Genomic DNA, 26660 nt, shown 5'->3' on the forward strand with positions numbered 1-26660 from the left:
TACTATGTCAAAAACAATTGCGATTAACGCAGGTAGCTCAAGTTTGAAATGGCAACTTTACCAAATGCCAGAAGAAACCGTTCTTGCAAAGGGTATTGTAGAGCGGATTGGGCTCAAGGATTCCATTGTAACGGTTAAGTTTGGAGATGAAAAAGCAGAGCAGGTCTTGGACATTACAGACCATGTGCAAGCTGTGAAAATTCTCCTAGAAGACTTGCTCAAGCACAATATCATTGCTGATTTCTCAGAAATTACAGGTGTGGGTCACCGCGTGGTTGCAGGTGGCGAAATCTTCAAGGATTCGGTTGTCATTACCGATGAGGTCTTGAAACAGATCGAAGACCTTTCTAGCCTGGCACCATTACACAACCCAGCCAATGCAGCAGGTATCCGTGCCTTCAAGGACATCTTGCCAGACATTACCAGTGTAGCAGTCTTTGATACGGCTTTCCATACGACCATGCCAGAGGTGGCATATCGTTACCCAATCGCGAACAAGTACTATGAAGACCACCAAGTCCGCAAATACGGAGCTCACGGAACTTCTCACTATTACGTGTCACGCGAAGCGGCTAAAGTATTGGGTAAACCATTGGAAGAAGTCAAAGTCATCACAGCTCATATTGGAAATGGTATTTCTATCACAGCCGTTGACGGTGGCAAGTCAGTTGATACTTCAATGGGCTTCACTCCGCTTGCAGGACCAATGATGGGGACTCGTTCAGGAGATATTGACCCAGCTATCATTCCTTACTTGATTGAAAATGTGGATGAGTTGAAAGACGCAGCAGATGTAGTCAATGCTCTTAACAAGCAGTCAGGGATTCTGGGAATTGCAGAAGTGTCCAGCGATATGCGTGACGTTGAAGCAGGATTTGCAGCAGGTGAGCCGAAGTGTACTCTGGCCTTCAATATGCTGGTCAACCGCCTACAAAAATTCATCGGTCAATACTTCGCTGTCTTGAATGGGGCAGATGCTCTGGTCTTCACAGCCGGTATCGGTGAGAATTCAACCCTAGTTCGTGAAGCAGTTGTTGGTGGCATGACCTGGTTTGGTATGGAATTAGACCCTGCCAAGAACGTGCGGGGAGCCGAAGGAGATATCTCAACTGCGGATTCACGTGTCAAAGTCCTCGTTGTTCCAACCGATGAAGAACTAGTGATCGCACGTGACGTTGAACGATTGAAATAAGATGAAAAAGCTGGATTTCCAGCTTTTTTCTATGCTGTGACACCTAGTCAGAAATGGGGAGATATGGTAGAATAGGAAGGCAGGGGTAGTTTCCTATCCTTCTTGCACAGAGTAGGTGGTTTGCGTCAAGTGTGTGTGAATGGGATGTTGTCACACAACGAAGCTAACAGCGCGGTAAACCATTGCATCCGCTGTCGGAAAAAACGACAGCTCCATTAGAAAAGGAGCCTATTGTGAAACATAAAATGCCGTCTTTGACAACGCAACGCCTGGTCACCCTGGCCATGCTGATTGCACTTGCCTTTGTCATCAGTCAGTTTGATATCCGAATTACACCACAACTGCAAGTGACCTTTACCTTCCTTGTGAATGTGGTTATCGGAGCCGTTGCAGGACCAATCTGGGGCTTTGTTAGCCTTGCGATTTTGGACCTTTCAACGATTTTCCTATCGCCAGATGCGGCTAATTTCCTGCCTGCCTGGACTCTTATGGAAGCGACGACTGGTCTTTTATATGGTTATTTCTTCTACGGAAAAGCTTTGAGCTGGACCTCAAAGAAGGATTGGCTGTATGTAACAGGAGCGACTTTGGTCATCATGCTCTTTAGCACCTTTATCATGACCCCTCTCTTGATTCAGATTTATTTCAAAACGCCATTCCTAGCCCAGTACGCAGCCGGCCGAATCTTCAAGGTATTTGAAATTCCGATTCGTATTTTGGCAACCATGGTTTTACTCCCACAGCTTCAACGCATCCCAGAATTGCGTAAGCTTATGGGTCTGAAAAAATAGATATTTCCAAGCAACAGGTCATCCCCTTGTTGCTTCTTTTGTAGAAAGAGGTCTTATGACACTAGAAGAACTCATGAACTGGCTAGACCAGCGGCCCAAGCTGGCCTTTGATAAGGGAGTGGCCCGTGTTCAGTGGCTCTTAGATCAGCTGGGCAATCCAGAAAAACGCCTGGCCGCGATTCATGTGGTCGGAACCAACGGGAAGGGTTCGACCGTGGCCTACTTGGAAGCCATGTTTCAGGAGTCAGGCTATCGGGTTGGTCGCTTTACTTCGCCCTCTATCATTGACTTCCGCGAGCAGATTGTCTATCAGGGCCAGATGATTTCCGAGGCGGATTTACTGGCTCTTGTGACCAAACTCCAGCCCCTCATCGCTCGTCTGCCGAAAGAAACAGACTTGCAAGAGGCTTCTGACTTTGAAATTCTGGTCGTGGCTATGCTGGTTTATTTTGCCGACTACGTTCATCCAGACCTGGTCCTCATTGAAGCGGGTATGGGTGGTCTGCTGGATGCGACCAATGTTCTACATCCCTTGGCGGTGATTATCACCTCCATCGGACTGGATCACCAGGCCTTTTTGGGCCAGACCTACGTAGCCATTGCTGGTCACAAGGTTGGCGTCCTCAAGCCCAGCGTCCCCCTCATCTACGCGACGGAGCAGTCAGGAGTTGCTACGGTCTTTGAGCAGGTTGCTGACAGCTTAAACAGTCCCACCTACCGTTTGGGGCGGGATATGGTTTTGGAAGATAGCAGAGCAGGCTGGCAGATTCAGACCCCACAAGGTAGTCTAACGGATGTGCAGTTGCTTATGACAGGTCAGCACCAGGCTCAAAATGCAACTCTAGCAGTCACAACAGCCTTTCTACTGGCAGAAGAGTTTCCCAAACTCACCCCAGAAACCATGCGAGCAGGCTTGGCAAAGGCCTTTTGGCCAGGCAGGCAAGAATTGATTGGACCAAATCTGTTGATAGACGGAGCCCATAATGACGAAAGCATTGCAGCTCTCTGCCAGACCTTGCGGACGGAGTATGCAGATAAGGAAATTGCCATTCTTTTTGCGGCTATTGCGACCAAACCAGTTGAAACCATGCTCAGCCAATTAGCTACAGTCGGTCAGGTGACTGTCACGAGTTTTGATGACCCGCGAGCTCTAGCTTTGGAGAATTATCCAACCAACTATCCCTCGATTGCTTCCTTTGAAGACTGGTTGGCTGAGATTGACCCAACTCGAACGGACACCTTGTATGTCGTGACAGGTTCCCTCTACTTTATTGACCCAGTACGCAAATATATTTTGAGCCAGAAATAATAAAGAGGCCGGACGAAATGTCCAGGCCTTTTAGTAATTCTTGATTAAATCGACAGTTGAACGGTCCAGTTTTTTGACGATAGCTTGCAAGAATGCTTGAGCTTGTAGGAAATCGTCCATACTGTAGAGGGTTTGGTGAGAATGGATATAACGGGCACAGACTCCGATTGTTGTCGAAGGGATTCCGTGATTTTTCAGGTGGGCAGCTCCTGCGTCCGTACCGCCTTTGGCACAATAGTATTGGAATTTAACACCCGCCTCTTCAGCAGTTGTCAATAGGAAGTCTTTCATGTTTTTCAGCATGATGTGTCCTGGGTCGTAGAAACGCAAGAGGGTACCGTCGCCGATTTTGCCCTGTTCTCCGAAGATATCCCCAGCAGGTGAGCAGTCAACCGCTAGGAAAATTTCTGGGTCAAACTTGGTCGTGGAAGCATGGGCACCCCGCAGACCAACTTCTTCCTGGACATTGGCCCCAGCAATGAGTTGGTTTGGCAAGCTCTGTCCAGAAAGGCTTTCTATGAGTTCGGTCACCATGAGGACACCAAAGCGGTTGTCCCAGGCTTTTGAGATGACATTTTTTCCGTTAGCTGTCAAAATGGTTTCATTTTTAGGGATGAGAAGGTCGCCAGGACGGACACCGAAAGCCAGAGCCTCGTCTTTTGAAGCAAAGCCAGCGTCAAAAATAACCTCTGCAACACTTGGTAGGCTCGGACCATTGCCACCACGGGAAAGGTGAGGAGGCATAGAGCCTGAGATTGCTGGAATGATGCGCCCGTCTTGTAGGTGAAGATTGAAGGATTGGCTAGACACCACCAAAGGATTCCACCCTCCTAGTTCGACGACACGGAAGGTTCCGTCTTCTTTTATTTGGCTAATCATAAAACCGACTTCATCCATGTGGGCAGCTACCATGACACGTGGGGCTTTCTCCGCAACAGAATCCTTGATGCCAAAGATGCCACCTAGACGGTCTGTCTCTACACGGTCGACATGAGGTGTGATGCGACTACGGATATGGTCACGAACTGGTCCTTCAAAACCAGCCACACCTTGTAGTTCTGTCACTTCTTTTATCTTATTGAATAGGGTCATTGAAATTCTCCTCCATGAAGTTGTTGCTACTATTTTACCATGAAATGTGATAAAATGGATAACATGAATAAGAAAAAGACAGCCTTGCTAGCAGGCTTAGTCGGAGCAGGAGTGCTCGCCGCTAGCGCTCAGTTTTACCGAAAAACGCAAGAAGAACGGAAAAAAGCTCAGGCCCTTCAGTCTGTTCGTGACTTTTTTGCGGATAAAGGTACCATTGCAACGGTCTATGTCAATGAAACAGAGTCTAATAAGAACTATCTGACTGGTGGTGTTGTCATGGAAGATGGTCGAGTTTTTCTTTTTGACAATACCAGAGGTGATATTACCTATCAGGAGGAAGTTAGATGATTTTCCCTGAGCAGTATGAGCAAGTTGCTAGCCTAATCGCTGACGGACAGCCAACTGTTTTTCTCTTTATGACCAGTTGGTGTGGGGATTGTCACTATATCAAACCGCATTTAGAAGCGATTGAAGCTCGTTTTCCAAACTTGCGCTTTGTTCAGTTGGATCGTGATGACTTCATGCCGTTAGCACAGGAATGGAATATCTTTGGAATTCCAAGCCTGGTTGTCGTGAAAGATACTCAAGAAATCGGCAGATTTGTCGATAAAAACCGCAAGACAAAAGAAGAGATTATAGAATTTTTAGAAGGAATAGAACGATGATTTTTACATATAATAAGGAACATGTCGGTGATGTTCTCATGGTGATTGTGGCTGAAGATAAGGGTCAAGCTGTTGCCTTTGAACGTAAGGGACAGGTGGCGCGTGTTTTCTTAGAAGAAACTGGAAAAACAGTAGCTTGGAATATCTTTGAAGTATCCAGCTTGGTTAGCATAGAAGGAAATGGTCAAGTGTTCTTGACAGACGAGCAAGTGGCGACCTTGAATGCTGAGTTAGCAAAAGAAGGTTTCGAGGAAGTCTTGGTCAATGACAATGCTCCTAAATTTGTTGTCGGTCAGATTGTGGACTTGGTGTCGCATCCAGACAGCGACCACCTCAATATTTGCCAGGTCAATGTTGGTGATAAAACAGTGCAAATCGTAGCCGGTGCACCTAATGCAGTCCAAGGATTGAAAACCATTGTGGCTCTTCCGGGAGCAATGATGCCGAGCGGAAGCCTGATTTTCCTAGGGAAATTGCGCGGGGAAGATAGCTTTGGTATGATGTGTAGCCCACGTGAATTGGCTCTACCAAACGCACCACAAGTCCGTGGTATTATCGAACTAGACGACACCGCAGTGGTCGGAGAAGCACTTGATCCAGCTAAACACTGGAAGGGATAAAAAATAAGAATTGGTCTCATGGCCAATTCTTTTATGCTACTTCAATTTTTCTTTCAATAGCTTGTTGGAAAAGCAGTTCGCGGTCGTCAGCATCTAAAAATGTAAAGCAAACAGAAACTTGGTCATTATCAATAGATAGAATGAGGCATTAGAACAAGCAAGTAAAACTTCGAGTTAGTGTGGGTCTTGCTAGAGAAAACGGCTGGGTTTCTTGGGATAGTTGAAGTGCTAACCTTGCCTGTCCCCTTGTAACCAAGCCTTATAGGAAGATGTGGTAAAAATTGGTGTAAACTAATTCATCACGTATAGCAGGATCTGGATGACCGATGTTTTCCAGCAACCAAGTTAGCTTCCGATCAGTATAAGGTTGGGTGGATTGTAGCTTTGAAGTAAGAATATTCTTCATAAATGTTCTCCTTTTTTATCATTTTATCATTTCCTCTACGAATAGATAAGTAGGAGGATATAAAATGTATAATAAAGTAATTTTAATCGGTCGCTTGACAGCCCAGCCAGAACTCACTCAGACACCAACTGGGAAAAATCTGACCCGGGTTACTATCGCGGTAAACCGTCGTTTCAAGACAGAAAATGGCGAACGGGAAGCAGATTTTCTCAATGTCATCTTCTGGGGTAAATTGGCAGAAACACTTGTCTCTTATGGTAGCAAGGGCAGTTTGATTTCTGTGGATGGCGAATTGCGGACACGCAAATATGAAAAAGATGGTAGCAACCATTATGTGACGGAAATTCTAGGACAATCTTTCCAATTACTTGAAAGCCGTGCCCAACGTGCCATGCGTGAAAATAATACAGGTGATGACTTAGCCGATTTGGTACTGGAAGAGGAAGAATTGCCGTTTTAAAGCGAAATCGGTCCCAAGACCGATGGAGAATGTTGAAAAGTAGGGTATACTCTATTCAATCCTAAATATTTTTCATAATCTCCTTAAAGCTCCGATGAAGGTCGGCGCTTTTTTGCGGTTTATACTCAATGAAAATGAAAATCAGACTAGTTCCAAAGGTTCGGGGAACATTTGGAGGTTGGAGATAGAGCGAACGAAGTTTGTTTCTCCAAGAGCAGATAGAACTCTACTACTTTCGCATTTTTAAGTAGTAGGATGAAAACCTCCATTGGAGCTTATCAGTCATCAAATCAAGTCAACAACGTCTGAGTTTAATTTTCGAAGAGTATTAAGTGTTGGAAGTATTTCATGGCTAGGTCCTCCTTTTTTGAAAATAGTATAACATATATTTACAATTATGAAAATGCACTTGAATTTTCTCGGACCTGAGACCTATTTTAAGTAAATTAAAATAAAATTTTCTTGACTATTTTTGACCAAGTGATACAATAGGAAATGTGAATTAGCACTCGTTATAAAAGAGTGCTAAAAAACCAGGAGGTAATACAATGTTGAAACCATTGGGCGATCGTATCGTCGTAAAAATTGAAGAAAAAGAACAAACAGTAGGCGGCTTTGTCCTAGCAGGAGCAAGCCAAGAAAAGACCAAGCAAGCCAGCGTCCTTGCGATTGGACAAGGCATTCGTACTTTGAATGGTGATTTGGTTGCACCAGCGGTAGCAGTTGGTGACACTGTCTTGATTGATGCGCATGCTGGTTTGGAAGTCAAAGATGGTGACCAGACCGTTCACATTATCCGTGAAGCAGACGTTTTGGCAATTGTTGAGTAAGAGTTCAAAGGAAAGGAATAGTATATAACATGGCAAAAGAAATTAAATTTGCAGCAGATGCACGTGAAAGCATGGTCCGTGGTGTGGATATTTTGGCTGACACAGTCAAAGTTACCTTGGGTCCAAAAGGTCGCAATGTTGTTTTGGAAAAAGCTTACGGCTCACCATTGATTACAAATGACGGTGTAACCATTGCAAAAGAAATTGAATTGGAAGACCACTTTGAAAACATGGGTGCTAAATTGGTATCAGAAGTGGCATCAAAAACCAACGACATCGCTGGTGATGGAACAACAACCGCAACCGTGTTGACACAAGCGATTGTCCGTGAAGGATTGAAAAACGTAACGGCAGGTGCTAATCCAATCGGTATCCGTCGTGGAATTGAGGCAGCAGTTGCTACTGCAGTAGAAGCCTTGAAAACACAGGCTATACCAGTTTCAGGCAAGGAAGCTATTGCTCAAGTCGCTGCTGTGTCTTCTCGTTCTGAAAAAGTCGGTCAATACATCTCAGAAGCCATGGAAAAAGTTGGGAATGATGGTGTTATTACCATCGAAGAATCACGCGGGATGGAAACTGAGCTGGATGTGGTTGAAGGAATGCAGTTTGACCGTGGTTATCTATCTCAATACATGGTTACTGACAATGAAAAAATGGTAGCAGAACTTGAAAATCCATTTATCTTAATTACAGATAAGAAAATCTCAAACATTCAAGATATTTTACCACTGTTAGAAAATATTCTACAAACCAATCGTCCATTGTTGATTATTGCTGACGATGTAGACGGTGAAGCCTTGCCAACACTTGTGCTCAACAAGATTCGTGGTACCTTCAACGTTGTGGCTGTTAAGGCGCCAGGATTTGGTGATCGTCGTAAGGCTATGTTGGAAGACATTGCTATCCTGACAGGCGGAACAGTGATTACAGAAGATTTGGGCTTGGATCTCAAAGATGCGACCATTGAAGCACTTGGTCAAGCAGCTAAGGTTGTAGTTAACAAGGACAACACAACTATTGTAGAAGGTGCAGGTAATCCAGATGCCATTGCTAACCGTGTCGCAGTGATCAAATCACAAATTGAAGTAACAACGTCAGAATTTGACCGTGAAAAATTGCAAGAGCGTTTGGCTAAGTTGGCTGGAGGGGTTGCTGTCATCAAAGTCGGTGCTGCTACTGAAACTGAGTTGAAAGAAATGAAACTCCGTATTGAAGATGCTCTTAACGCAACTCGTGCAGCGGTTGAAGAAGGAATTGTTGCCGGTGGTGGTACAGCCCTTGTTAATGTTATTGATAGTGTGGCTAAACTTGAATTAACTGGTGATGATGAAACAGGACGTAACATTGTCCTTCGTGCATTAGAAGAACCTGTTCGTCAGATTGCTTATAATGCAGGTTATGAAGGCTCTGTTATCATTGATAAATTGAAAAACTCTGAACTTGGCACAGGCTTTAATGCTGCAACAGGAGAATGGGTTAACATGATGGATGCGGGGATTATCGACCCTGTTAAAGTAACACGCTCAGCTCTTCAAAATGCGGCTTCTGTAGCCAGCTTGATTTTGACAACTGAAGCAGTCGTTGCCAACAAACCAGAACCAGCTGCCCCAGCTATGCCACAAGGTATGGATGGAATGGGCATGGGTTACTAATACATAAATCAATTGATAAGTGAGACCTCAATGGTTGAGTATAGCCATTGGGGTATTTTTGTGTTTAAAATGATAGAAGCAATAACTTCTGTTTTGCTGTGAACGGAATAAGAGAGTTGCTCTTTAGATGTTGTTATATTTTAAAGTGTAAGAATAATTTGATTTCTATCTCCGTATTTTACTTCCTTTTGAGATTGTTGAAAAACTTGAAATAACAGCTAGAATTCGTTGACAAGGCAAGATTGAATGTGGTATTATAATAAACGGTATTGTTTACCCCATTTGAAAGGCCCCGGAACCTTCCAAATACCCGCGGACCGGAACATCCGCCTAGTAAACAAAAACGATTCGTATAGGAGAAATCATGAACAAAACAACATTTATGGCTAAACCAGGCCAAGTTGAACGTAAATGGTATGTAGTAGACGCTACTGATGTACCTCTTGGACGCCTTTCAGCAGTAGTTGCTAGCGTTCTTCGCGGTAAAAACAAACCAACTTTCACACCTCACACTGATACTGGTGACTTCGTTATCGTTATCAACGCTGAGAAAGTGAAATTGACTGGTAAAAAAGCAACTGACAAAGTGTACTACACTCACTCATTGCACCCAGGTGGTTTGAAATCAATCACAGCTGGTGAATTGCGTTCTAAAAACGCTGTTCGTTTGATTGAAAAATCAGTTAAAGGTATGCTTCCACACAACACTCTTGGTCGTGCACAAGGCATGAAATTGAAAGTGTTTGTAGGTGCTGAGCACACTCACGCTGCACAACAACCAGAAGTACTTGATATTTCAGGTCTTATCTAAGGGAAAGGACGTAATCTAAATGGCACAAGCACAATACACAGGTACTGGTCGTCGTAAAAACGCGGTTGCACGCGTACGTTTGGTCCCAGGTACTGGTAAAATTACAGTAAACAAAAAAGATGTAGAAGAGTACATCCCACACGCTGACCTTCGTTTGGTTATCAACCAACCATTCGCAGTAACTTCAACACAAGGTTCATACGACGTTTTCGTTAACGTGAACGGTGGTGGTTACGGTGGTCAATCAGGTGCAATCCGTCACGGTATCGCGCGTGCATTGCTTCAAGTAGACCCAGACTTCCGCGATTCATTGAAACGCGCAGGCCTTCTTACACGTGACGCTCGTATGGTTGAACGTAAGAAACCAGGGCTCAAAAAAGCCCGCAAGGCATCACAATTCTCAAAACGTTAATATTCAGTTATATCAACGTTTCAGAGCACTTTGCGAAGATTTCGCAAGGTGCTTTTTTGATATTTTTGATGTTTTGATAACCTTTTTGATAACCTATTAGAAACTTTATTCTAGAAAAAATCTCAATCAAGAGATATTATTTTGCTTGATTGAGATAGTCCGCAAATTTTTTGATGGAATTTTGCTCTCCAGTTTTTGTAGTATGAGTGTAAATATCAAGTGTCATTTGACTACTTGCATGTCCTAAACGTTTAGAGGTATTAGTTGGGTCAATTCCGATTTCTGTCATAAGGGTAGCATGAGTATGTCGAAATCCGTGTGGACTGATAGGTTTTAACTTGTATTTTCTGATAATCCGTTTGAGGATATTATTGAGATAGTCCGCATGTAAAGGTTCAATCTGGTCAGAGTTTGTCAAGTAGGTAAACATGTACTCATTAGAAAGGTCTATTTTTGAAATCGCTAACTGATTTTGTTCCTGCCTATAAAGTTCTTGCCAATGCTTTAGGATATCAATTGTTTCGCTATCTAAATAAATCGAGCGAACCGAAAAGCTATTTTTAGTACCTTTTTCAATAGCATGACCATCAATTCTACCGATACTCTTATTGATGGTCAGTAGATTATTATCAAAATCTAAGTCTCCCCATCTGAGAGCGTAAAGTTCTCCCTTTCGTAAACCGCTATAAGCCAGTAAGCGAAATAAAGCAAAATGCTTATAGGGTTCAATCTCTTTTACGATTTTTAAAAAGCGATGCAATTCTTCAAGAGACCAGAAATTTTCTGATTTCTCTTTTTTTATTTTCGGCATGATAACATTTGACATTGGATTTTTGTCAATATAGTTCATGTTGATAGCAAAATCAAATATTTTAGATGTGTAAGACTTGATATGCTTCATATTTTTGAAGGTTTTTGATTTTTCTGTAATAAAATTTTGACACTCCAATGGACTGATACTACTAATTGACTTATGACCAAATATTGGAAGGATATGAATACGGTATATATCCTTAGTTTTTGCAGCGGTGGTGGCTTCGACAGTGTTTTGATAAGCTTGAAACCATTCTTGATATAAATCCTGATAGCTGATATTGGTGTTTTGCTTGGATGCTTTTAGTACTTCTGAAAGTTGACCAGTTTCTAGCCTAGCTTCATATAGCCTTGCTTCTTTCTTAGTTTTAAAGCCTCGTTTTAGATGTCGTCTCTTTTTGCCGTATTCATCTAAACCGATATAAAAGCTGACATAGTAAAAAAATCCTTTTTTTGTTTCGTATTTATGAATAGACATAATCATTCTCCGTTTCTAAGTTTTCGGAGCTTATGTAATTGAGAAATATTAGTCTATTTTCTGTCGCGATCTGCTCGTCTAATTTGAAACTCTTCGGTTTGTATCCATGTTTTCCAAATATCCGATTTTTGGCCTTGGTTATTCATAAACTTAATTAAGTCATTGATAAACGTTTCTTCATAATCCACCAAGTAGTTAGAAAGAATACGTCTAAAGTCATCTGAGAAAACCTCGTTTAAGGGCATAGACAAATGAATTTCTCCAAGCTCGATACTTTTCTTAAGTTTTTCCATATCACTCTTAAAAGGCGTTACAGAAGTAATTTCGGATATTTTAAAACTATCAGCGACTATCTTCAGTTTTGATGGAGCGTGTTTCTCATCATCAATCCCAAGGATGTATGCTACTGAGACACCAAAATAGTCAGCCAGTTTTTGAGCATTTTCTTTTTTTGGCTTTCGTATTCCTTGGTTATAGCTAGATAATGTTGGATAGGATATATCTAGTGTTTCACTGATACTTTTTATTTTTTTGCCACTTTCTTCGATAAGTTTAGCTATATTATTAGTCATAGTTACCTCCTACTTGATATTTTAACACATTTAATACAAAAAGTATAATGTCACTTGACAAGAATACAAAAAGTATTTATAATTTAAAATGTATAATAAAATATACAAATTTCGGAGTTTATTTAATTGAGAAATAGAAACGAGGTAATAATATGTCTGAAGAAGCGACTTTAGTTGTTCAACTTCCCAAAGTTTTGGAAAAACAGTTAAGGGCACATTATGATGAAATGGTCTCTACAGCTATTGAAAGAGCGCTAGAGGATAAAGAATTATATAAACCTATGGTTCGGATGGCAGCCCTTTCTAGATGGCTTGATGTGTCAACGACAACCCTTCAAAAGTGGACACGAGAAGGAATGCCTACAATGGTTATTGATGGTGTGACTCTGTACGATAAACGTGCGGTTACACGTTGGTTGAAGCAATATGAAAGATGAGGTAAAGGATGGCTAATAGACGAATGTTGAGTAAGACGGTGGTGCAGACACAACGATTTTTACGCCTACCACTTGAAGCGCAGGCGCTTTACTGTCACTTGGTAGTCAATGCAGATGATGATGGTATTGTTGAAGCTTTTCCTGTTATGCGGATGATTAATGCTAATGAGGACAGTTTGAATTTATTAACTCTTAAGCAGTATTTACTTTTGTTAAACAATGAAATGGTTTACTTTATCAAGGATTTCTTTGAGCAGAATACCATCAAAGCAGATCGTTACACACCGAGTAGTCACCGTCAACTTCTTATAGATTATCTGAAGGATCATCAGTTGTTGGACTGTCTAAATCTAGGACCACGTTTGATTAATTATCTTCAAAATACTCGGCTCCAAGTTGGAGCCAGTCTGGATCCAGATGAGAACCACAATATAATTAAAGATAAGATAAGTAAAGATAGGATAGGTAAAGATAAGTTAAGTCAAGATAAGATAGGATTAGATAATAATCCAATCTTATCACGACTGACTGATGACATCTGGTTAATGGAAACACTATGGCATCGAGAATTAACCCAACAGGAGAAAGTATTATTAGAAGGATTCGCGGTTAATCATTCCTTGTTGCAGTTAGCTATTCAGAAAACAGCTGAGCTTGAGCCAAAGAAACAAAACATGAGTTATGTTAAAGGGATACTAATGAATTGGGAAGCTAGAGGGTTTATAACTGCTGACCAAGTGATAGCATCTGAAAAAGACTACTGTCCATTAGAAATTTCAAATGTGGAAGTATCTGAAGATTTCATAGCAGCTATGGATATATGGAAAGATTAGGAGGATAACAAGTGATGACAGTATATTATCAATTAGAAAATATGTTAGTGACTGGATTTAAGTCACAAGAGGAGTACGACCGCTATCAGGCTCTCAAGAGAGACTATGAAAGTGAGACGGAGGACTACAGCTTTTCTATCAGAGAAATCACAAATCAACTTGAAATCATTTGTCAGACCTCAGATAACGATTTTCCGAACTTATCAGAAGCATTAATGATTGATTATTTAGAACTGGTAGGAGAGTTGAGACGATATGATACTAAGCAGGCAGACCGATATTTAAGGATGGTCCGTTATGTCTGAACGTATCAGAACTATTTTAAAGAAGTTTTATGTGACGGAATTGCAGAATGAAGTACTTAATCAACTAGTAAATGATACAGGCTTACAAACATTCTCTAATTACGCTCGTCGGATGCTTTTTAAGGAAACGTCACTCTTTATTCAATTTGATGACTCTCAGTTTGATGAATTGATTTATTCTCTAAGACGTATTCAAAATAATTTAAGGCAATTATCTAAAATTGCAGATCAGTCTCAAGATAGTCAAGCCTACAGAGCTATGGACTATAGCAGAAGGTTAGTTTCACATTATGAAAAGGAGTTAACTCGTTACCACAAGAAAAAGAAACGGAAATTATTATCTAAGGGAGCTTAATGGATAAAAGGAGAATTAGGAACGTAATTAAACAAGTCTTTTTGTCTGAAGAAGAAAATCAAAAACTGTTAGAGAAAATGAAGCAAGATGGGTTTTCAAACTTTTCTCGTTTTGCTAGAAAGCAATTATTAAAACCTGATTTTGAAACTTGGCTAGTTAGTTTTCCAGAATATCAGCTGCTGACTGACAGGTTACTATCTGTTGGTAGAGCAATTAATAGCATCGCTAAAAGCGCAACACAGTTTGGGAAAATTTCCCAACATGATTTGATGGAATTAGGTCAGTTGATGGAGGAACTTGTAGAACTGGTAGAGAAACAAGTGAAGGAAGACAAGCAACGAATAGCTAAGAAGTGATAGTCTTCCAGTCATTTTGATAGAATAGTTTTAAATAAAACAACAAAAACGCTGATGGTGGTCAGCGTTTTTATCATGTAGTCGTTAAAAATCCTTGTACGGACAATGTGAGGCACCGGATAAAGTACGGGAAATCACTGAAAATGGAGTTAGGTCTTTGCGAGCTCAGATAGTGTATACACACTATCGCAAAAAACAAACATCAGTAAAGGTCAGACTGACACTTTTGAGCTTATATTTGTTTTTTATTTTGGGGAGAATCCCCAAACCCCTGATGAATTATACGAGCAAAAAAATTTGGGAGTAAGTTTTAGAAAGAACTATTCTACAGTATTTAAAATCTGACTTTAAGTAAATTTTTTATTATGTGACTATTAGTCTGTCTCACTCCGCTATGTGCGAGACAAAAAAACACCCGCTATGCGGGTGTGTACTGACCCCAAAAAGTTAGACAGAAAAATCTAACTTTTGAGGTCAGTACAAAAGCGTTTTTATTGTATAAAGAATATCAAATAGTTTGAGGGTTTTACTTGTCGCTGTATTTCTTCACTATCCTTTTTGTAATACTCCTGCTTTGTTCCTGAAATATCTACAGTGAATACGTCATCCTTGAAGGTATAATTCTCTTTTCGGTTTATGATATTAGAGCCAGTCAGTTCGATTGTTGCACTGTCTTTATCAATTGTAAAGTTGTCGGCCTCTCCTTTGTTGCTATTTCCTTTGTTACCTGAAATGGTAAAGGCAACTTCATTTCTACTCTCGTTTATTCAACGGCATTCGCCATCTAAAGAATTGCTTGATTGGTTAGAACATGCAACTAATAAAATTGTAGATAGAGACACTAAAAGTAATGTGATAAATCTTTATCTTTGTCAAACTTTTGTAAGTATTCATTGATTTTCATCAGCATCATTTTATTACCAAATAGTTTACAAACTTCTTTGGTCTCTAAAAAGTATTCCCTTCGTTCTTAGGCGGATAAGAACCTTTCGCCAGTATCTCCGATAGTGATAAGAAAGGTGGTAGGTAGTTTGCCATTTTTTACAAATGTCAATTGTCTCCAAGACTTCTTGGAGTATTTCGGAGTTGAGATTTTTTGAGATTAAATAATGTGCATGGTTATATCGAATAGGAGAAGAGGTGTGATCGTTTCATAAAAAATATCTTAATTCTAAGTGAGGGTTAGTAAACTTATAAGGACTTTCGATAGTTTCTAAGATTAGTATTTCTTGAATATCTTGATCGGTATTTAGCTCATTAATCCTTTGAATGATATTTTCCTTTGTGATGTGCTCTCCGTGTACATGAGCCCCCTTTAGGCAGAGTGTATTTTCTAGTTTATGATTAGAAAAATGCTTTATTTTGCAAGCTAAATACTGTATCCAAGAATCTTTACTCCTTTTAAAATAGCATCCAACTCTTTGATTGAAAGCTGCTGACGACAACGATAACGCAGTAAGTATATCATTTATCTTAACATAATAATCATCAGATAGCATCTCCCCTTCGAAAGGAATTAATAGATAATCCTCATCATTAGTTTCCATATGATAGTGAGATGTTTGATCTAACTGCTTTGATAGTTTAATTTGCAATTTAAAATCTTCTATATGGGCTTTATCTTTTTTTAGAGTCTGTTCTTTTTCTTCTATAATTTTTTGTGCTAACTGCAGTATTTCATCCATTAGTATTTCATTTTTTTCGTTGATAAAATGACGAAATGTCTTTAGTGGAATCCCGTAGTCAGCGCATATTTTAATAGTTTTTACATATAGGACGGTAGCATGAGAATAGTACCTATATGAGTTATTTGGATCGATGTATGTTGGTTCTAAAATATTAATGGATTCATAGTAACGTAGAGCCTTAATGTGTATATTCGATAGTTTACTAAGTTGACCGATTGTTAAAAAAGATTTCATGAAATTCCTCTTGACATTACCGTAAAGGTATAGTTTATATTACAAGTATACCAAAATGTTTATCTAATTTCTAGCTCATTTTTGAAGGGAGTTGTACTTAATGAAAACTGAAAGAAATATTTTGATAGCTTTACTATTAAATTTATCATTTACAATTTTTGAAATACTTGGCGGACTATTGACAGGGAGTATAGCAATTATATCAGATGCCATACACGATTTAGGTGATGCCATCAGTATTGCGATCTCTTATTTATTAGAAAAGAAAAGTAAGCAAAAACCAGATATTGCTTATACATTTGGATATAGTAGATATTCTGTATTAGGAAGTTTGGTGACAACAACAGTATTGGTCGTAGGTTCAATAATCACCTTATATAACGGTGTCATGCGAATCGCGACACCTGTGGATGTACATTATGACGGTATGATTATTTTTGCCATCGTTGGTGTAGCAGTGAATGCAGGCGCTACTTATTTTACAAGGTCAGGCGAGTCACTTAATCAAAAAGCAGTAAATTTACATATGCTTGAAGATGTATTGGGATGGCTAGTCGTTCTATTAGGGGCAATTATAATGAAATTTACCAATATGACTATTATTGATCCCTTAATGTCAGTTGCTGTATCGGCGTTTGTATTGTCTAATGCTTTAAAAAATGGTAAGCAGATTATTGATGTTTTGTTGGAAAAAACGCCAACTAATATGCCTGTTGATGCGATTATCTCAAATGTGTTAGCGATTGATGGGGTTGAAAGTATCCACCATTTACATGTATGGACACTTGATGGTGTTAATGCTCTTGCAATGATGCATATCGTGCTAAATAAAGATAAAAGTGATATAAAAAAAGTCATTCGAGAAAATTTAAAATTACAAGGTATCAAACATGTGAACATCGAACTGGAGCGTGTAGGTGAAGCATGCATAGATAGTCATTGTCATATCGAAGATAGAACACAGCCACATCAACATTATCATAGTCAATAATAATATATGTGATTATTAACTATAAAGATGATGGTTAGGAAACTTTACCTAAACTTTGGAATAAGCGAGAAGTTATGATTTTCATGAATAATGTTTTGAGTAGATTATCCAAAGTCTATCAACTTTCTAAAAAGAACAATGGTATTATTCGTGTATATGATTTTGACCTAGATAGCTGTTCGTATACTATGGAGAGAGCTGATAGTACATTAGAGAATTTTGTAAAAGCGAGTTCTTTAAGTGATGAGTCTAAAATAAACATTATTCGACAAATTGTGCATACAATCTCCCTCGTTCACCAAAGAGGTGTCCTACACCGAGATTTAAGCCCGACAAATATTTTCTTTGTGGATAATATCATAAAACTAGCTGATTTTGGATTAGGAAAGAACCTAAATACTCTAACTTCCCACCAAACTATGGGTACTGCGTCCTTTGGGGAACTTTTCTATTGTGCTCCCGAGCAACTAACTTTATTGAAAGATGCTGATAAACGAAGTGATGTTTTTCCATTAGGATGTATTATTAACTTTGTAATGACGAGAAATCCAGAAGACTTTTCGTACTTCTTGCGTCCAGTAAGTGAAAAAGCTCCAAATCTTAATCCGGACTATAGATATGACGATGCAATTGATATGTTAAATTACCTAAATAGGTGGTTCCATATTAGAACAGCTGAAAACTTTGAGACAATGATTTGGGATAAGATCGAAAGCAGGGATTTTGATTCTGATGTTGAGAGCTATATCTATGAAATGACAGGTGCGAACTTGTGTAAAAAATGTATCTTTAAAGGTAGTGTTCTTGTAAGAGCGTTGTTGCGCTTTATGCAAATTGATGAGGAACAGGGTAAAAAGTTGATTCAATCGGTCCATTCAAGCTATAGGAGTTTTTCTAAAAGATTTTGAAGATGCGGATGTATTTGCAAATCTCTCTTATCAGATATTGAAGGGGAACTATCCTTACCCAATAAATGAGATTGCAGCAGATATGCTAAGGCCTGTGACCTATGAAGTTAATTGATTTCATACATAGGATAAAATTCAGGAATTATTAGCTAGAGGGGGAGAATCGCTTATTGAAGAGATTTTAGAAAGATAGTCAATACTAGGACTACTGTTTCGTTCCACAGTATAATTCTAAAATCACTTTTACTCACTTTCGTCTATTAGTATAGAAGAAAGCTCTCAGCACACATCGAGTGTGTCGCACTGCTTGTAAAAGCTTAGAAACCTTTGAACGAAAGGGATAATGAAAGCCTTGATTGCAAGGCTTTTTGCTTTATGGTGGGTAAGTATCAGAGTGAGAAAATTTTTGGAATGAGTAGAAGTGATAGCTAGAAATTATCAGTTTCTATTTCCATTTACCCTGTGGGTACGTGTTTGTTTCCATTGACAAGGAGTTTGTGGGAATAGAAATGTACCCACCTTGTTTGAATCAAGTGAAGTGTAGTTGAAGGAAATCTGTTGAAAGCAATACTTCATTTTACCGAATAAGTAATAATTTAGGCAACTTCAAATCGATTAAAAAAAACTATTTTAAAGGTTAAGAGTAGACAAAAATTGTCCACTCTTTTTTGTAAACTCAATTTATCAATAAATGAAATGAGGGAATGTAAAATGAAATATTTTGAGGTTGAGTTAGAAAATCCTGATGAATTTTTAAAACTACAAACAGAAGATTTTGTGAAAGCTAATCGCTTGCTACTAAGGAAGATAATCCAGAGCGTTACAGTCTATGAAGAACACTTCGTCATAGCCTTTAAATCTGGCATCGAAATGGAAATATGAAAAAGTTGTGATAATATGAAGATAAACTCACGATAAATTCAAGTCAAAAGTCAGAATTGATATAGAGTTGTAATCTTTAGAAAAAAACAGAAAAATCACAAAAGCAGAAAAATTATATTGGATTTTTGAAGATAATATGATATAATAAAAAGACTTGGAGGTGGAAGAATGTATAACTTTTCTTGCTAATTATATGATGCATAATAAGATATTTAAAGAAACGGATATAGAACCGTTTGTTTTGTTGTGCAAATTGCAAGAAAGTTAAGTATTCGACACTCAATAATACATTACAGTAACCTTATATATTACAAAAGGTAATAATAGTATTTGTTTTTGAGCCGTAAGAATTTACTTTCTTGCGGCTTTTAATATTTGTAAAAGAAAGGAAGATAAATGTGATAGACAATAACACTATGCCATCCATGACAAAATCCATGCAGAGTTGGATAACATTGTAGAGTAATTAATGCCGAAAACCAACTTTGCTTATAAAATTTTTATAATGTAAAGGAGGAAGAAATACATGTCCTTAATAAATGTTTCAAATCTAACTTTTTCATATGAAGGAAGTTATGACAATATTTTTGAAAATGTAAGTTTTCAGATAGATACAGATTGGAAACTCGGTTTTATTGGAAGAAACGGACGCGGTAAAACTACTTTCTTAAATTTACTGCTTGGCAAATATGCGTATTCCGGCAATATAAGTTCTACAGTTAAGTTTGAGTATTTTCCTTATGATGTGGAAGATAAGAGTCTATATACAATTGAAGTAATGAAGAGTATTTGTACGGAATGTATGGATTGGGAGATTTTTCGTGAAATATCATTGCTTGATGTTCAAGAAGATGCTTTATATCGTCCGTTTAATACATTGTCAAATGGTGAGCAAACGAAGGTCCTTCTTGCAGCTTTATTCCTTACAGCGAGTTGTTTCCTGCTTATTGATGAACCTACAAACCATCTTGACATCGATGCACGTAATGTAGTGCAAAACTATTTGAAACGCAAGAAGGGGTTTATTTTGGTATCTCATGATAGAAGCTTACTTGATCAATGTGTTGACCATATACTATCTATCAATAAAACGAATATCGAAATCCAAAAGGGAAATTTTACTTCTTGGTGGGAGAACAAAACGTTACAAGATAATTTTGAACTGGCAGAAAACAAGAAACTCCTTAAAGAAATAGGAAGGTTGTCTTATGCAGCAAAACGTAGTTCAAACTGGTCAAATAAAGTAGAAAAAAGTAAATATGGAACAACAAATTCTGGTTCAAAACTGGATAAGGGTTATGTTGGACATAAGGCTGCAAAAGCGATGAAACGTGCCAAAAATATTGAGTCAAGACATCAGGAAGCCGTTTTACAAAAATCAGAACTGCTCCACAACATTGAACAATATGATGACTTAAAAATTTCACCACTTGAATTTCACAAAGAGTGCTTAATAGAAGCGAATGATTTATCATTGTCTTATGGAGATAAAGAAGTATGCAGTAATCTTAATTTCAGAGTCAATATTGGTGATAGAGTTGCCATTATCGGAAAAAATGGGAGTGGTAAGTCTAGTATCCTAAAATTGATTAATGGAGATGATATTAAATTTACCGGAAATTTTATTTTAGCAAGTGGACTAAAAATTTCTTATATTTCGCAAGATACTTCATATTTAAAAGGTAATCTATCTGAGTTTGCCTATAATAATAAGATTGACGAAACTTTATTTAAAACGATTCTTCGTAAACTGGATTTTAATAGAGAACAGTTTGATAAGAACGTGGAGGATTTTAGTGCTGGTCAGAAAAAGAAAGTACTAATTGCTAAAAGCCTGTGTGAAAGTGCACATTTGTATATATGGGATGAGCCATTGAACTATATTGATATTTTTTCACGTATCCAAATTGAAAAAATGATTTTAGAATATTGTCCTACACTATTGTTTGTGGAGCATGATGATGCTTTTTGCAATAATATTTGTACGAAAAATATCAATTTATGTCTATAGAGATTTTGAGTTGCCACAATAACTAAAAGATATTTAGATGAAAGGGTGAAGAAATGTTAAAACAAAAAGAATTAATTGCAAATGTTAAGAATCTTACTGAGTCAGATGAACGAATTACAGCTTGTATGATGTATGGATCGTTTACCAAAGGAGAAGGTGACCAATACTCGGATATAGAGTTCTATATATTTTTGAAAGATAGCATAACCTCGAACTTTGATTCATCCAACTGGTTGTTTGACGTAGCTCAGTACTTGATGCTTTATAAAAATGAGTATGGAACAGAGGTAGTTATTTTTGATAATCTTATACGTGGGGAATTTCATTTCCTTTCTGAAAAAGATATGAACATAATCCCCTCGTTTAAAGATTCAGGTTATATTCCTGATATGAAGGATATGCTTATTTACGATGAAACAGGGCAATTAGAAAATTATTTATTAGAGATAAGTGGTGCAAGACCAAATAGACTTACTGAAGAAAATGCTAATTTCTTGTTGTGTGATTTCTCTAATCTATGGTTGATGGGAATCAATGTTCTAAAAAGAGGAGAATATGCTCGTTCTTTAGAACTCTTATCACAGCTTCAAAAAAATATACTACAACTTATACGTATGGTAGAAAAAAATGCGGATAATTGGCTAAATATGAGTAAGAACCTTGAAAAAGAAATTAGCCTTGAAAATTATAAAAAGTTTGCAAAGACCACTGCTCGATTAGATAAGGTAGAATTATTTGAAGCCTATAAAAATTCCTTACTGTTAGTTATAGATTTGCGAAGTCACCTTCTTGAACAATACAACTTAAAAGTTACACATGATATTTTAGAAAGATTGTTGAATTACATTAGTGAATAGAAGAGTAACGTTATTTAGAGCATTGGTTACTAAGAATTAACAGTATACCTCGGTTTTCAAAAAACAGCGAAGTCTATGGATATGTTCCCACATACGCAAGCCCTCAGTGGATATCTTCCCTCAAAGACAATAATGTTCAAGTGACTAATTTTTGACAGCTATCCCCTCATCTCAAAACACGTGGAGGTAGTTGGTTTGCTGGTGAAAGCCTAGAAACCTTTGAACGAAAGGGATAATGAAAAGCCTTGATTGCAAGGCTTTTTGTCGTATGGGGGGAAGTATTAGAGTGAGAAATTTTTTGGAGTGAGTAGAAGTGATAGCAAGAAATTATCAAAATCTATTTCCATTTACCCTGTGGGTACGTGTTTATTTCCATTGACAAGGAGTTTGTGGGAATAGAAACGTACCCACCTTGTTTGAATCAAGTGAAGTGTAGTTGAAGGAAATCTGTTGAAAGCAATACTTCATTTTACCGAATAAGTAATAATTTAGGCAACTTCAAATCGATTAAAAAAAACTATTTTAAAGGTTAAGAGTAGACAAAAATTGTCCACTCTTTTTTGTAAACTCAATTTATCAATAAATGAAATGAGGGAATGTAAAATGAAATATTTTGAGGTTGAGTTAGAAAATCCTGATGAATTTTTAAAACTACAAACAGAAGATTTTGTGAAAGCTAATCGCTTGCTACTAAGGAAGATAATCCAGAGCGTTACAGTCTATGAAGAACACTTCGTCATATCCTTTAAATCTGGCATCGAATTGGAAGTATGAGACTCATTCCATAGAATCATTCCCGTAGTTATTTATTCCCGTCCTATCACCAGATTAGCACGCTATAAAAAGAAAAATCGCCACGTTAAGTAGCGATTTTTCCCTTTTGTGAGCCTCAATGCAACGTCAAAGCGTTATAATAGTTTTAAGTCAAAAATCTCTATTAGCGAGGTCTCACTATGAAAATTATAACACAGCTTAACCTTTTTGAGGATCAGGAACTAGGTGATTTAGAAAAAATTTTGATGGTATTAGATGGTCTTCCAGAAACGGGTCTATTTGATGAGTTAGAAGCCAAACGCAAACACGGGCGTAAGGATTATTCTGTTCAATCTTACTTCATTGCCTATATTGCTAAAATAGTTCTTCAATTGGAAACCGATCAACAGTTGATTCGTCAGCTTAATATGAATAGCCAGCTCCGTCAAATCTGTGGCTTTGAAACTCACGGTGTTAAGCTCAAAAATGGTACTATTAAACTTGTTCATGCTCCCTCTAAGTCTGCTTATTCTCGTTTTATTCAGGATTTGGAAGAGGTCTGTCCAGACATTGACGAGTGGGTTTTATCTGGCATATCTGAACTATACAACCTTCTTCCGGAATTTGGTGTTGACTTAGCCCTAGATGGCAAGTTCATTGATAGTTATGCAACACCATATGGTAAGAAACAAAGAAAGGATAGACGCTCTGACTGTGATGCCGATATGGCTATAAAAAAACGTCATCATAAAAATGGAACGGTCTCTATGGAGAAACACTATGGCTATCGTTGTCATCTTGTGGTTGATGCGACCTATGAACTGCCTGTTGCTTGGGAAGTGACGACGGCCTCAGAAGGGGAACCTACTGTTGCCAAAAGGCTGATTCGAAACATGCGTCAAACGACCATGCAGAGAGCGGAATATTTGATGGCAGACCGTGGTTATAGTGGAATTCCTCTTCAGAATCTCATAGAAGAAGCCACGATTATTCCTATCATTGATCATCCTCATAAGTGGAAAGAAGATGAAACCAGGCAATACCTTGATACGGATGTGATTTACAATCAATCTGGAGAAGTCTTTTGGGTGGATGACAAGGGCAAAGCGATTCAGCTTATCTATAAGGGGTACGATAAGTCTTGTGACAGTTTGCGGTATGGTTTTCATCCCCGTTATCAGGACAATCGCATCTTCCGTTTAAAACGGTCGGTAGAACCTATTATCTTTAATCAAGTAGCTAGAGATAGTCAGAAGTTTAAACGACTCTACAAGAAGCGGACAGCTGTGGAGAGGGTGAATGGGCGTATAGACCGCGACTTTCGATTCGAGAAGCACACTATCCGAGGGCTTAAGAAGATGAGTCTAGCTATTGCCATGAGTTTTTTAGTGATGGTTGGATTTGCCTTAGCCAAACTCAAACAAGGCCAGAATACTCATTTAGCCAGCTGGGTAGTCTAAAAATAAAAAATAGTTCAAAAACCAAGGGGGTAGTACGCCCTTTTTTTCAGTTTTCGAGCCATCTCAATCCATCAGTGGAGGAAAATTCTTGAGTTTAAGAGAGTTAAACCAAATATTTTTGTCAGAAAAGCGAACGGGTTTTGAAAAATACAACAAAGGGAATGATTCCCATAACTTTTATATTGAACATATCATCTTGTTGTGTTATACTATAAATTTGGGTATCTTTAAATACTGTAGAAAAGAGGAAGGAAATAATAAATGGCTAAAATGAGAATATCACCGGAATTGAAAAAACTGATCGAAAAATACCGCTGCGTAAAAGATACGGAAGGAATGTCTCCTGCTAAGGTATATAAGCTGGTGGGAGAAAATGAAAACCTATATTTAAAAATGACGGACAGCCGGTATAAAGGGACCACCTATGATGTGGAACGGGAAAAGGACATGATGCTATGGCTGGAAGGAAAGCTGCCTGTTCCAAAGGTCCTGCACTTTGAACGGCATGATGGCTGGAGCAATCTGCTCATGAGTGAGGCCGATGGCGTCCTTTGCTCGGAAGAGTATGAAGATGAACAAAGCCCTGAAAAGATTATCGAGCTGTATGCGGAGTGCATCAGGCTCTTTCACTCCATCGACATATCGGATTGTCCCTATACGAATAGCTTAGACAGCCGCTTAGCCGAATTGGATTACTTACTGAATAACGATCTGGCCGATGTGGATTGCGAAAACTGGGAAGAAGACACTCCATTTAAAGATCCGCGCGAGCTGTATGATTTTTTAAAGACGGAAAAGCCCGAAGAGGAACTTGTCTTTTCCCACGGCGACCTGGGAGACAGCAACATCTTTGTGAAAGATGGCAAAGTAAGTGGCTTTATTGATCTTGGGAGAAGCGGCAGGGCGGACAAGTGGTATGACATTGCCTTCTGCGTCCGGTCGATCAGGGAGGATATCGGGGAAGAACAGTATGTCGAGCTATTTTTTGACTTACTGGGGATCAAGCCTGATTGGGAGAAAATAAAATATTATATTTTACTGGATGAATTGTTTTAGTACCTAGATTTAGATGTCTAAAAAGCTTTAACTACAAGCTTTTTAGACATCTGATATAATTGGGCAAACTCGAAATCCAATGCTGGAGTTGACGAAAAACGGCAGACTGATCCCGTTTGGACTTGGCTTCCGTGAACGCCATGAAAAATGCTATCAGATGTTGCAAAGCCGTTTTGAGATCCAGGTCTCGAACTTCGTCGGAAAACAGGAAGAACAGACCGCCCAACGACCGCGCGTCGTTTTCGTGACGACGTTCCCATTCCATCACGAGATAACGCGTAAACACGATCGTGGTGTGGCTGATGAGCATATCAAACGAACGACCTTGAAACTCCGTTCCCAGCTTCAGATACGATTTGGCAAATTTGAAGAAGGTCTCGATGCTCCAACGCATGCCGTAAATGCGAACGATCTCGGCATCTTCCAACGCCAAATCAGTGCTGAGCAGAACCAGCCAATCCCGCCGCCGATGGCGGTTTTGCACAAAGACCAGTTTGATCGGTAAACCGCAGGCGGTTTGAACGATGACTGAGCCAAGAATTTCTTTGTTTTTCTGCTTTGGCAACAGGGCATACAGTTCATGGAGCGTTAGGCTTTTTCCGTCGAGCCGGTATCGTTGTTTCATCGCCTTGACCATCCCAATGACATGCAGACCTTTAGCCATCAGTTCACGCAACAGAGGCGCTTGGGTAAACCAACTGTCCATCAGGACAAAGTCAGCGCTGAATCCAGCCTGAATCGCTCGATCAAGCAGAGCCACAACCGCATCCGGCTTACGCGAAAGTGCCTCGATGCGGCGTTTGTAGCCTTGCGTACGCTTGGACAAACGCTCCTTCATCTCGCAAAAGCGATTCGCCAGCTTGGCCGAGCTGAGCATGACAAAATCAATGGGCGCGAAGCTGAAGCCATCCGACCATCCGAGCGTGAGCATGTTGTAGCCGCGGGTATATCTCCCCGTCGTATGATCGAAGACGCGGGCCAGCAACTCGGCTTTCTTGCTGCGATCCCTGCGAAGAACCGAATCATCAATGATGAACGTTCGAACGCGGGACGAAGAGGTTAAGGAATCAAAATGCTGAACGATCTTCAGACTCAAGGCATGCAAAAATCGTCGCCATGCGAAACGCGGGTGGTTTAAAAACCGATAGACCACATCTTTGCCAGGCAAAGACTCGCGGCGATCGCTGTGGAGAAGACGAAACCAGTTACGCCCTTCAAACACGAGCGTAAAGATCAGCCGAAAGATGGCCAGACTGGACAATCCGAACGACTTGGAAATGCCTGCTTTCCGCAACAGTTGCCCGATTTGTAAAGTAGAGAATACAGCCGAAATACGTTCTTGGCCCTTTTCAGACAGAGAGTTGTGTTGTACCATAGGGATACGCACCTTTCTGTTTGGAATGGTAAGCTTCTCCAACTTCCATTTTACCA

Annotated in this window: 30 protein-coding genes, 1 pseudogene and 1 riboswitch; of the genes and pseudogenes, 24 read left to right on the top strand and 7 right to left on the bottom strand. The window is 39.2% G+C overall.

Annotated elements, in window-relative coordinates:
• Window positions 1-4: 4 nt before the first annotated feature.
• The 3 genes from AC4CS8_RS00785 to AC4CS8_RS00795 all read left to right on the top strand — a co-directional run bounded on the left by AC4CS8_RS00785 (window position 5) and on the right by AC4CS8_RS00795 (window position 3292).
• Window positions 5-1192, top strand: a complete 1188-nt coding sequence (locus AC4CS8_RS00785; RefSeq protein WP_493893124.1) for an acetate kinase — start codon at window positions 5-7, stop codon at window positions 1190-1192.
• A gap of 105 nt (window positions 1193-1297) precedes the next feature.
• Window positions 1298-1388: riboswitch (THF riboswitch) on the top strand.
• Between the two features lie 49 nt (window positions 1389-1437).
• The gene (locus tag AC4CS8_RS00790; RefSeq protein WP_493893853.1) at window positions 1438-1983 is read left to right on the top strand and encodes a folate family ECF transporter S component; all 546 of its coding nucleotides are present in this window, start codon (window positions 1438-1440) and stop codon (window positions 1981-1983) included.
• A 55-nt stretch (window positions 1984-2038) separates the two neighbouring features.
• Window positions 2039-3292 carry a bifunctional folylpolyglutamate synthase/dihydrofolate synthase gene (locus tag AC4CS8_RS00795; protein ID WP_493893125.1) on the top strand — a complete coding sequence of 418 codons (1254 nt, stop codon included), beginning with the start codon at window positions 2039-2041 and terminating at the stop codon, window positions 3290-3292.
• 30 nt (window positions 3293-3322) lie between these two features.
• Here the strand turns inward: AC4CS8_RS00795 and pepA are convergent, their stop codons facing one another.
• Window positions 3323-4384: a glutamyl aminopeptidase gene (gene pepA / locus AC4CS8_RS00800; RefSeq protein WP_493893126.1), complete on the bottom strand. Its 1062-nt coding sequence runs from the start codon at window positions 4382-4384 to the stop codon at window positions 3323-3325.
• Window positions 4385-4447: 63 nt separating this feature from the next.
• Between pepA and AC4CS8_RS00805 the strand changes: the two genes are divergently transcribed.
• Genes AC4CS8_RS00805 through ytpR form a run of 3 tightly spaced genes read left to right on the top strand, consistent with a single transcriptional unit; the run spans window position 4448 to window position 5669 of the window.
• Window positions 4448-4732: a DUF4651 domain-containing protein gene (locus AC4CS8_RS00805; RefSeq protein ID WP_493893854.1), complete on the top strand. Its 285-nt coding sequence runs from the start codon at window positions 4448-4450 to the stop codon at window positions 4730-4732.
• Window positions 4729-5049, top strand: coding sequence for a thioredoxin family protein (locus tag AC4CS8_RS00810; RefSeq protein ID WP_493893127.1), 321 nt, complete (start codon window positions 4729-4731; stop codon window positions 5047-5049). Before AC4CS8_RS00805 ends, AC4CS8_RS00810 begins: the two co-directional genes overlap by 4 nt.
• Complete coding sequence (gene ytpR, locus AC4CS8_RS00815; RefSeq protein ID WP_493893128.1) at window positions 5046-5669, top strand: YtpR family tRNA-binding protein; 624 nt, start codon at window positions 5046-5048, stop codon at window positions 5667-5669. The genes AC4CS8_RS00810 and ytpR overlap by 4 nt, the downstream gene beginning before the upstream one ends.
• 259 nt (window positions 5670-5928) lie before the next feature.
• Here the strand turns inward: ytpR and AC4CS8_RS00820 are convergent, their stop codons facing one another.
• Entirely contained in the window at window positions 5929-6075 is a 147-nt protein-coding gene (locus AC4CS8_RS00820) for a hypothetical protein (RefSeq protein ID WP_493893129.1), read from the bottom strand.
• Window positions 6076-6139: 64 nt separating this feature from the next.
• On the opposite strand from AC4CS8_RS00820, the gene AC4CS8_RS00825 reads away from it, so the two are divergent.
• From AC4CS8_RS00825 to rpsI, 5 genes are all read left to right on the top strand, one after another.
• Window positions 6140-6535 (top strand): single-stranded DNA-binding protein, encoded by a 396-nt coding sequence (locus AC4CS8_RS00825; RefSeq protein ID WP_493893130.1) that lies wholly within the window; start codon window positions 6140-6142, stop codon window positions 6533-6535.
• Window positions 6536-7083: 548 nt separating this feature from the next.
• Window positions 7084-7365 carry a co-chaperone GroES gene (groES, locus tag AC4CS8_RS00830; protein WP_493893131.1) on the top strand — a complete coding sequence of 94 codons (282 nt, stop codon included), beginning with the start codon at window positions 7084-7086 and terminating at the stop codon, window positions 7363-7365.
• A 29-nt stretch (window positions 7366-7394) separates the two neighbouring features.
• Window positions 7395-9017, top strand: a complete 1623-nt coding sequence (groL, locus tag AC4CS8_RS00835) for a chaperonin GroEL (protein ID WP_493893132.1) — start codon at window positions 7395-7397, stop codon at window positions 9015-9017.
• 364 nt (window positions 9018-9381) lie between these two features.
• On the top strand, window positions 9382-9828 hold the full coding sequence (gene rplM / locus AC4CS8_RS00840; protein WP_027972471.1) for a 50S ribosomal protein L13: 447 nt from the start codon (window positions 9382-9384) through the stop codon (window positions 9826-9828).
• A 19-nt stretch (window positions 9829-9847) separates the two neighbouring features.
• Entirely contained in the window at window positions 9848-10240 is a 393-nt protein-coding gene (gene rpsI, locus AC4CS8_RS00845; protein ID WP_002942223.1) for a 30S ribosomal protein S9, read from the top strand.
• Window positions 10241-10376: 136 nt separating this feature from the next.
• Here rpsI and AC4CS8_RS00850 read toward each other — a convergent pair whose 3' ends face one another.
• Together AC4CS8_RS00850 and AC4CS8_RS00855 are read right to left on the bottom strand one after the other, a co-directional pair.
• Entirely contained in the window at window positions 10377-11531 is a 1155-nt protein-coding gene (locus AC4CS8_RS00850; protein WP_044667900.1) for a site-specific integrase, read from the bottom strand.
• Window positions 11532-11584: 53 nt separating this feature from the next.
• Window positions 11585-12103 carry a helix-turn-helix domain-containing protein gene (locus AC4CS8_RS00855; RefSeq protein ID WP_027973157.1) on the bottom strand — a complete coding sequence of 173 codons (519 nt, stop codon included), beginning with the start codon at window positions 12101-12103 and terminating at the stop codon, window positions 11585-11587.
• A 152-nt stretch (window positions 12104-12255) separates the two neighbouring features.
• Here AC4CS8_RS00855 and AC4CS8_RS00860 point away from each other — a divergent pair, with 152 nt between their 5' ends.
• Genes AC4CS8_RS00860 through AC4CS8_RS00880 form a run of 5 tightly spaced genes read left to right on the top strand, consistent with a single transcriptional unit; the run spans window position 12256 to window position 14389 of the window.
• Window positions 12256-12540: a hypothetical protein gene (locus AC4CS8_RS00860; protein WP_001287945.1), complete on the top strand. Its 285-nt coding sequence runs from the start codon at window positions 12256-12258 to the stop codon at window positions 12538-12540.
• An 8-nt stretch (window positions 12541-12548) separates the two neighbouring features.
• Window positions 12549-13373: a DnaD domain protein gene (locus AC4CS8_RS00865; protein WP_029693357.1), complete on the top strand. Its 825-nt coding sequence runs from the start codon at window positions 12549-12551 to the stop codon at window positions 13371-13373.
• A 14-nt stretch (window positions 13374-13387) separates the two neighbouring features.
• Window positions 13388-13678, top strand: a complete 291-nt coding sequence (locus tag AC4CS8_RS00870; protein WP_027972469.1) for a DUF5962 family protein — start codon at window positions 13388-13390, stop codon at window positions 13676-13678.
• On the top strand, window positions 13671-14033 hold the full coding sequence (locus AC4CS8_RS00875) for a plasmid mobilization protein (protein WP_027972468.1): 363 nt from the start codon (window positions 13671-13673) through the stop codon (window positions 14031-14033). Before AC4CS8_RS00870 ends, AC4CS8_RS00875 begins: the two co-directional genes overlap by 8 nt.
• Entirely contained in the window at window positions 14033-14389 is a 357-nt protein-coding gene (locus AC4CS8_RS00880) for a hypothetical protein (RefSeq protein ID WP_027972467.1), read from the top strand. The genes AC4CS8_RS00875 and AC4CS8_RS00880 overlap by 1 nt, the downstream gene beginning before the upstream one ends.
• A 491-nt stretch (window positions 14390-14880) precedes the next feature.
• On the opposite strand, the pseudogene AC4CS8_RS00885 reads toward AC4CS8_RS00880, so the two are convergent.
• Together AC4CS8_RS00885 and AC4CS8_RS00890 are read right to left on the bottom strand one after the other, a co-directional pair.
• Window positions 14881-15246: pseudogene (locus AC4CS8_RS00885) on the bottom strand (hypothetical protein).
• Window positions 15247-15540: 294 nt separating this feature from the next.
• Complete coding sequence (locus tag AC4CS8_RS00890; RefSeq protein ID WP_018368558.1) at window positions 15541-16311, bottom strand: MerR family transcriptional regulator; 771 nt, start codon at window positions 16309-16311, stop codon at window positions 15541-15543.
• A 100-nt stretch (window positions 16312-16411) separates the two neighbouring features.
• On the opposite strand from AC4CS8_RS00890, the gene AC4CS8_RS00895 reads away from it, so the two are divergent.
• From AC4CS8_RS00895 to aph(3')-IIIa, 8 genes are all read left to right on the top strand, one after another.
• Window positions 16412-17302 (top strand): cation diffusion facilitator family transporter, encoded by an 891-nt coding sequence (locus tag AC4CS8_RS00895; protein ID WP_024383347.1) that lies wholly within the window; start codon window positions 16412-16414, stop codon window positions 17300-17302.
• A gap of 83 nt (window positions 17303-17385) precedes the next feature.
• The gene (locus AC4CS8_RS00900; RefSeq protein ID WP_228380286.1) at window positions 17386-18210 is read left to right on the top strand and encodes a protein kinase domain-containing protein; all 825 of its coding nucleotides are present in this window, start codon (window positions 17386-17388) and stop codon (window positions 18208-18210) included.
• 711 nt (window positions 18211-18921) lie between these two features.
• Window positions 18922-19092: a hypothetical protein gene (locus AC4CS8_RS00905; protein WP_053863315.1), complete on the top strand. Its 171-nt coding sequence runs from the start codon at window positions 18922-18924 to the stop codon at window positions 19090-19092.
• A gap of 526 nt (window positions 19093-19618) precedes the next feature.
• Window positions 19619-21103, top strand: coding sequence for an ABC-F type ribosomal protection protein Lsa(E) (gene lsa(E) / locus AC4CS8_RS00910; RefSeq protein WP_493893133.1), 1485 nt, complete (start codon window positions 19619-19621; stop codon window positions 21101-21103).
• Between the two features lie 53 nt (window positions 21104-21156).
• On the top strand, window positions 21157-21960 hold the full coding sequence (gene lnu(B) / locus AC4CS8_RS00915) for a lincosamide nucleotidyltransferase Lnu(B) (protein WP_172025363.1): 804 nt from the start codon (window positions 21157-21159) through the stop codon (window positions 21958-21960).
• Between the two features lie 603 nt (window positions 21961-22563).
• Window positions 22564-22734: a hypothetical protein gene (locus AC4CS8_RS00920; protein WP_002941306.1), complete on the top strand. Its 171-nt coding sequence runs from the start codon at window positions 22564-22566 to the stop codon at window positions 22732-22734.
• A 179-nt stretch (window positions 22735-22913) separates the two neighbouring features.
• A complete protein-coding gene (locus AC4CS8_RS00925; protein WP_493892440.1) occupies window positions 22914-24173 on the top strand; it encodes a transposase in 1260 nt (419 codons plus the stop codon).
• 261 nt (window positions 24174-24434) lie between these two features.
• Entirely contained in the window at window positions 24435-25229 is a 795-nt protein-coding gene (gene aph(3')-IIIa / locus AC4CS8_RS00930) for an aminoglycoside O-phosphotransferase APH(3')-IIIa (protein ID WP_001096887.1), read from the top strand.
• Window positions 25230-25260: 31 nt separating this feature from the next.
• Here the strand turns inward: aph(3')-IIIa and AC4CS8_RS00935 are convergent, their stop codons facing one another.
• Window positions 25261-26604: an IS4 family transposase gene (locus tag AC4CS8_RS00935; protein WP_172007242.1), complete on the bottom strand. Its 1344-nt coding sequence runs from the start codon at window positions 26602-26604 to the stop codon at window positions 25261-25263.
• Window positions 26605-26660 lie beyond the last annotated feature (56 nt).

Source organism: Streptococcus sp. NSSLK0004 (assembly GCF_059039125.1).

Coding starts and splice junctions, on each gene's coding strand:
- AC4CS8_RS00920 (WP_002941306.1), top strand. CDS start 22,564: ATGAAATATTTTGAGGTTGAGTTAGAAAATCCTGATGAATTTTTAAAA.
- AC4CS8_RS00805 (WP_493893854.1), top strand. CDS start 4,448: ATGAATAAGAAAAAGACAGCCTTGCTAGCAGGCTTAGTCGGAGCAGGA.
- AC4CS8_RS00795 (WP_493893125.1), top strand. CDS start 2,039: ATGACACTAGAAGAACTCATGAACTGGCTAGACCAGCGGCCCAAGCTG.
- AC4CS8_RS00895 (WP_024383347.1), top strand. CDS start 16,412: ATGAAAACTGAAAGAAATATTTTGATAGCTTTACTATTAAATTTATCA.
- AC4CS8_RS00820 (WP_493893129.1), bottom strand. CDS start 6,075: ATGAAGAATATTCTTACTTCAAAGCTACAATCCACCCAACCTTATACT.
- AC4CS8_RS00790 (WP_493893853.1), top strand. CDS start 1,438: ATGCCGTCTTTGACAACGCAACGCCTGGTCACCCTGGCCATGCTGATT.
- AC4CS8_RS00865 (WP_029693357.1), top strand. CDS start 12,549: ATGGCTAATAGACGAATGTTGAGTAAGACGGTGGTGCAGACACAACGA.
- pepA (WP_493893126.1), bottom strand. CDS start 4,384: ATGACCCTATTCAATAAGATAAAAGAAGTGACAGAACTACAAGGTGTG.
- AC4CS8_RS00825 (WP_493893130.1), top strand. CDS start 6,140: ATGTATAATAAAGTAATTTTAATCGGTCGCTTGACAGCCCAGCCAGAA.
- rpsI (WP_002942223.1), top strand. CDS start 9,848: ATGGCACAAGCACAATACACAGGTACTGGTCGTCGTAAAAACGCGGTT.
- rplM (WP_027972471.1), top strand. CDS start 9,382: ATGAACAAAACAACATTTATGGCTAAACCAGGCCAAGTTGAACGTAAA.
- AC4CS8_RS00905 (WP_053863315.1), top strand. CDS start 18,922: ATGAAATATTTTGAGGTTGAGTTAGAAAATCCTGATGAATTTTTAAAA.
- AC4CS8_RS00925 (WP_493892440.1), top strand. CDS start 22,914: ATGAAAATTATAACACAGCTTAACCTTTTTGAGGATCAGGAACTAGGT.
- groES (WP_493893131.1), top strand. CDS start 7,084: ATGTTGAAACCATTGGGCGATCGTATCGTCGTAAAAATTGAAGAAAAA.
- AC4CS8_RS00855 (WP_027973157.1), bottom strand. CDS start 12,103: ATGACTAATAATATAGCTAAACTTATCGAAGAAAGTGGCAAAAAAATA.
- AC4CS8_RS00785 (WP_493893124.1), top strand. CDS start 5: ATGTCAAAAACAATTGCGATTAACGCAGGTAGCTCAAGTTTGAAATGG.
- AC4CS8_RS00900 (WP_228380286.1), top strand. CDS start 17,386: ATGAATAATGTTTTGAGTAGATTATCCAAAGTCTATCAACTTTCTAAA.
- AC4CS8_RS00870 (WP_027972469.1), top strand. CDS start 13,388: ATGACAGTATATTATCAATTAGAAAATATGTTAGTGACTGGATTTAAG.
- AC4CS8_RS00880 (WP_027972467.1), top strand. CDS start 14,033: ATGGATAAAAGGAGAATTAGGAACGTAATTAAACAAGTCTTTTTGTCT.
- ytpR (WP_493893128.1), top strand. CDS start 5,046: ATGATTTTTACATATAATAAGGAACATGTCGGTGATGTTCTCATGGTG.
- AC4CS8_RS00875 (WP_027972468.1), top strand. CDS start 13,671: ATGTCTGAACGTATCAGAACTATTTTAAAGAAGTTTTATGTGACGGAA.
- AC4CS8_RS00810 (WP_493893127.1), top strand. CDS start 4,729: ATGATTTTCCCTGAGCAGTATGAGCAAGTTGCTAGCCTAATCGCTGAC.
- AC4CS8_RS00890 (WP_018368558.1), bottom strand. CDS start 16,311: ATGAAATCTTTTTTAACAATCGGTCAACTTAGTAAACTATCGAATATA.
- AC4CS8_RS00935 (WP_172007242.1), bottom strand. CDS start 26,604: ATGGTACAACACAACTCTCTGTCTGAAAAGGGCCAAGAACGTATTTCG.
- AC4CS8_RS00860 (WP_001287945.1), top strand. CDS start 12,256: ATGTCTGAAGAAGCGACTTTAGTTGTTCAACTTCCCAAAGTTTTGGAA.
- AC4CS8_RS00850 (WP_044667900.1), bottom strand. CDS start 11,531: ATGTCTATTCATAAATACGAAACAAAAAAAGGATTTTTTTACTATGTC.
- groL (WP_493893132.1), top strand. CDS start 7,395: ATGGCAAAAGAAATTAAATTTGCAGCAGATGCACGTGAAAGCATGGTC.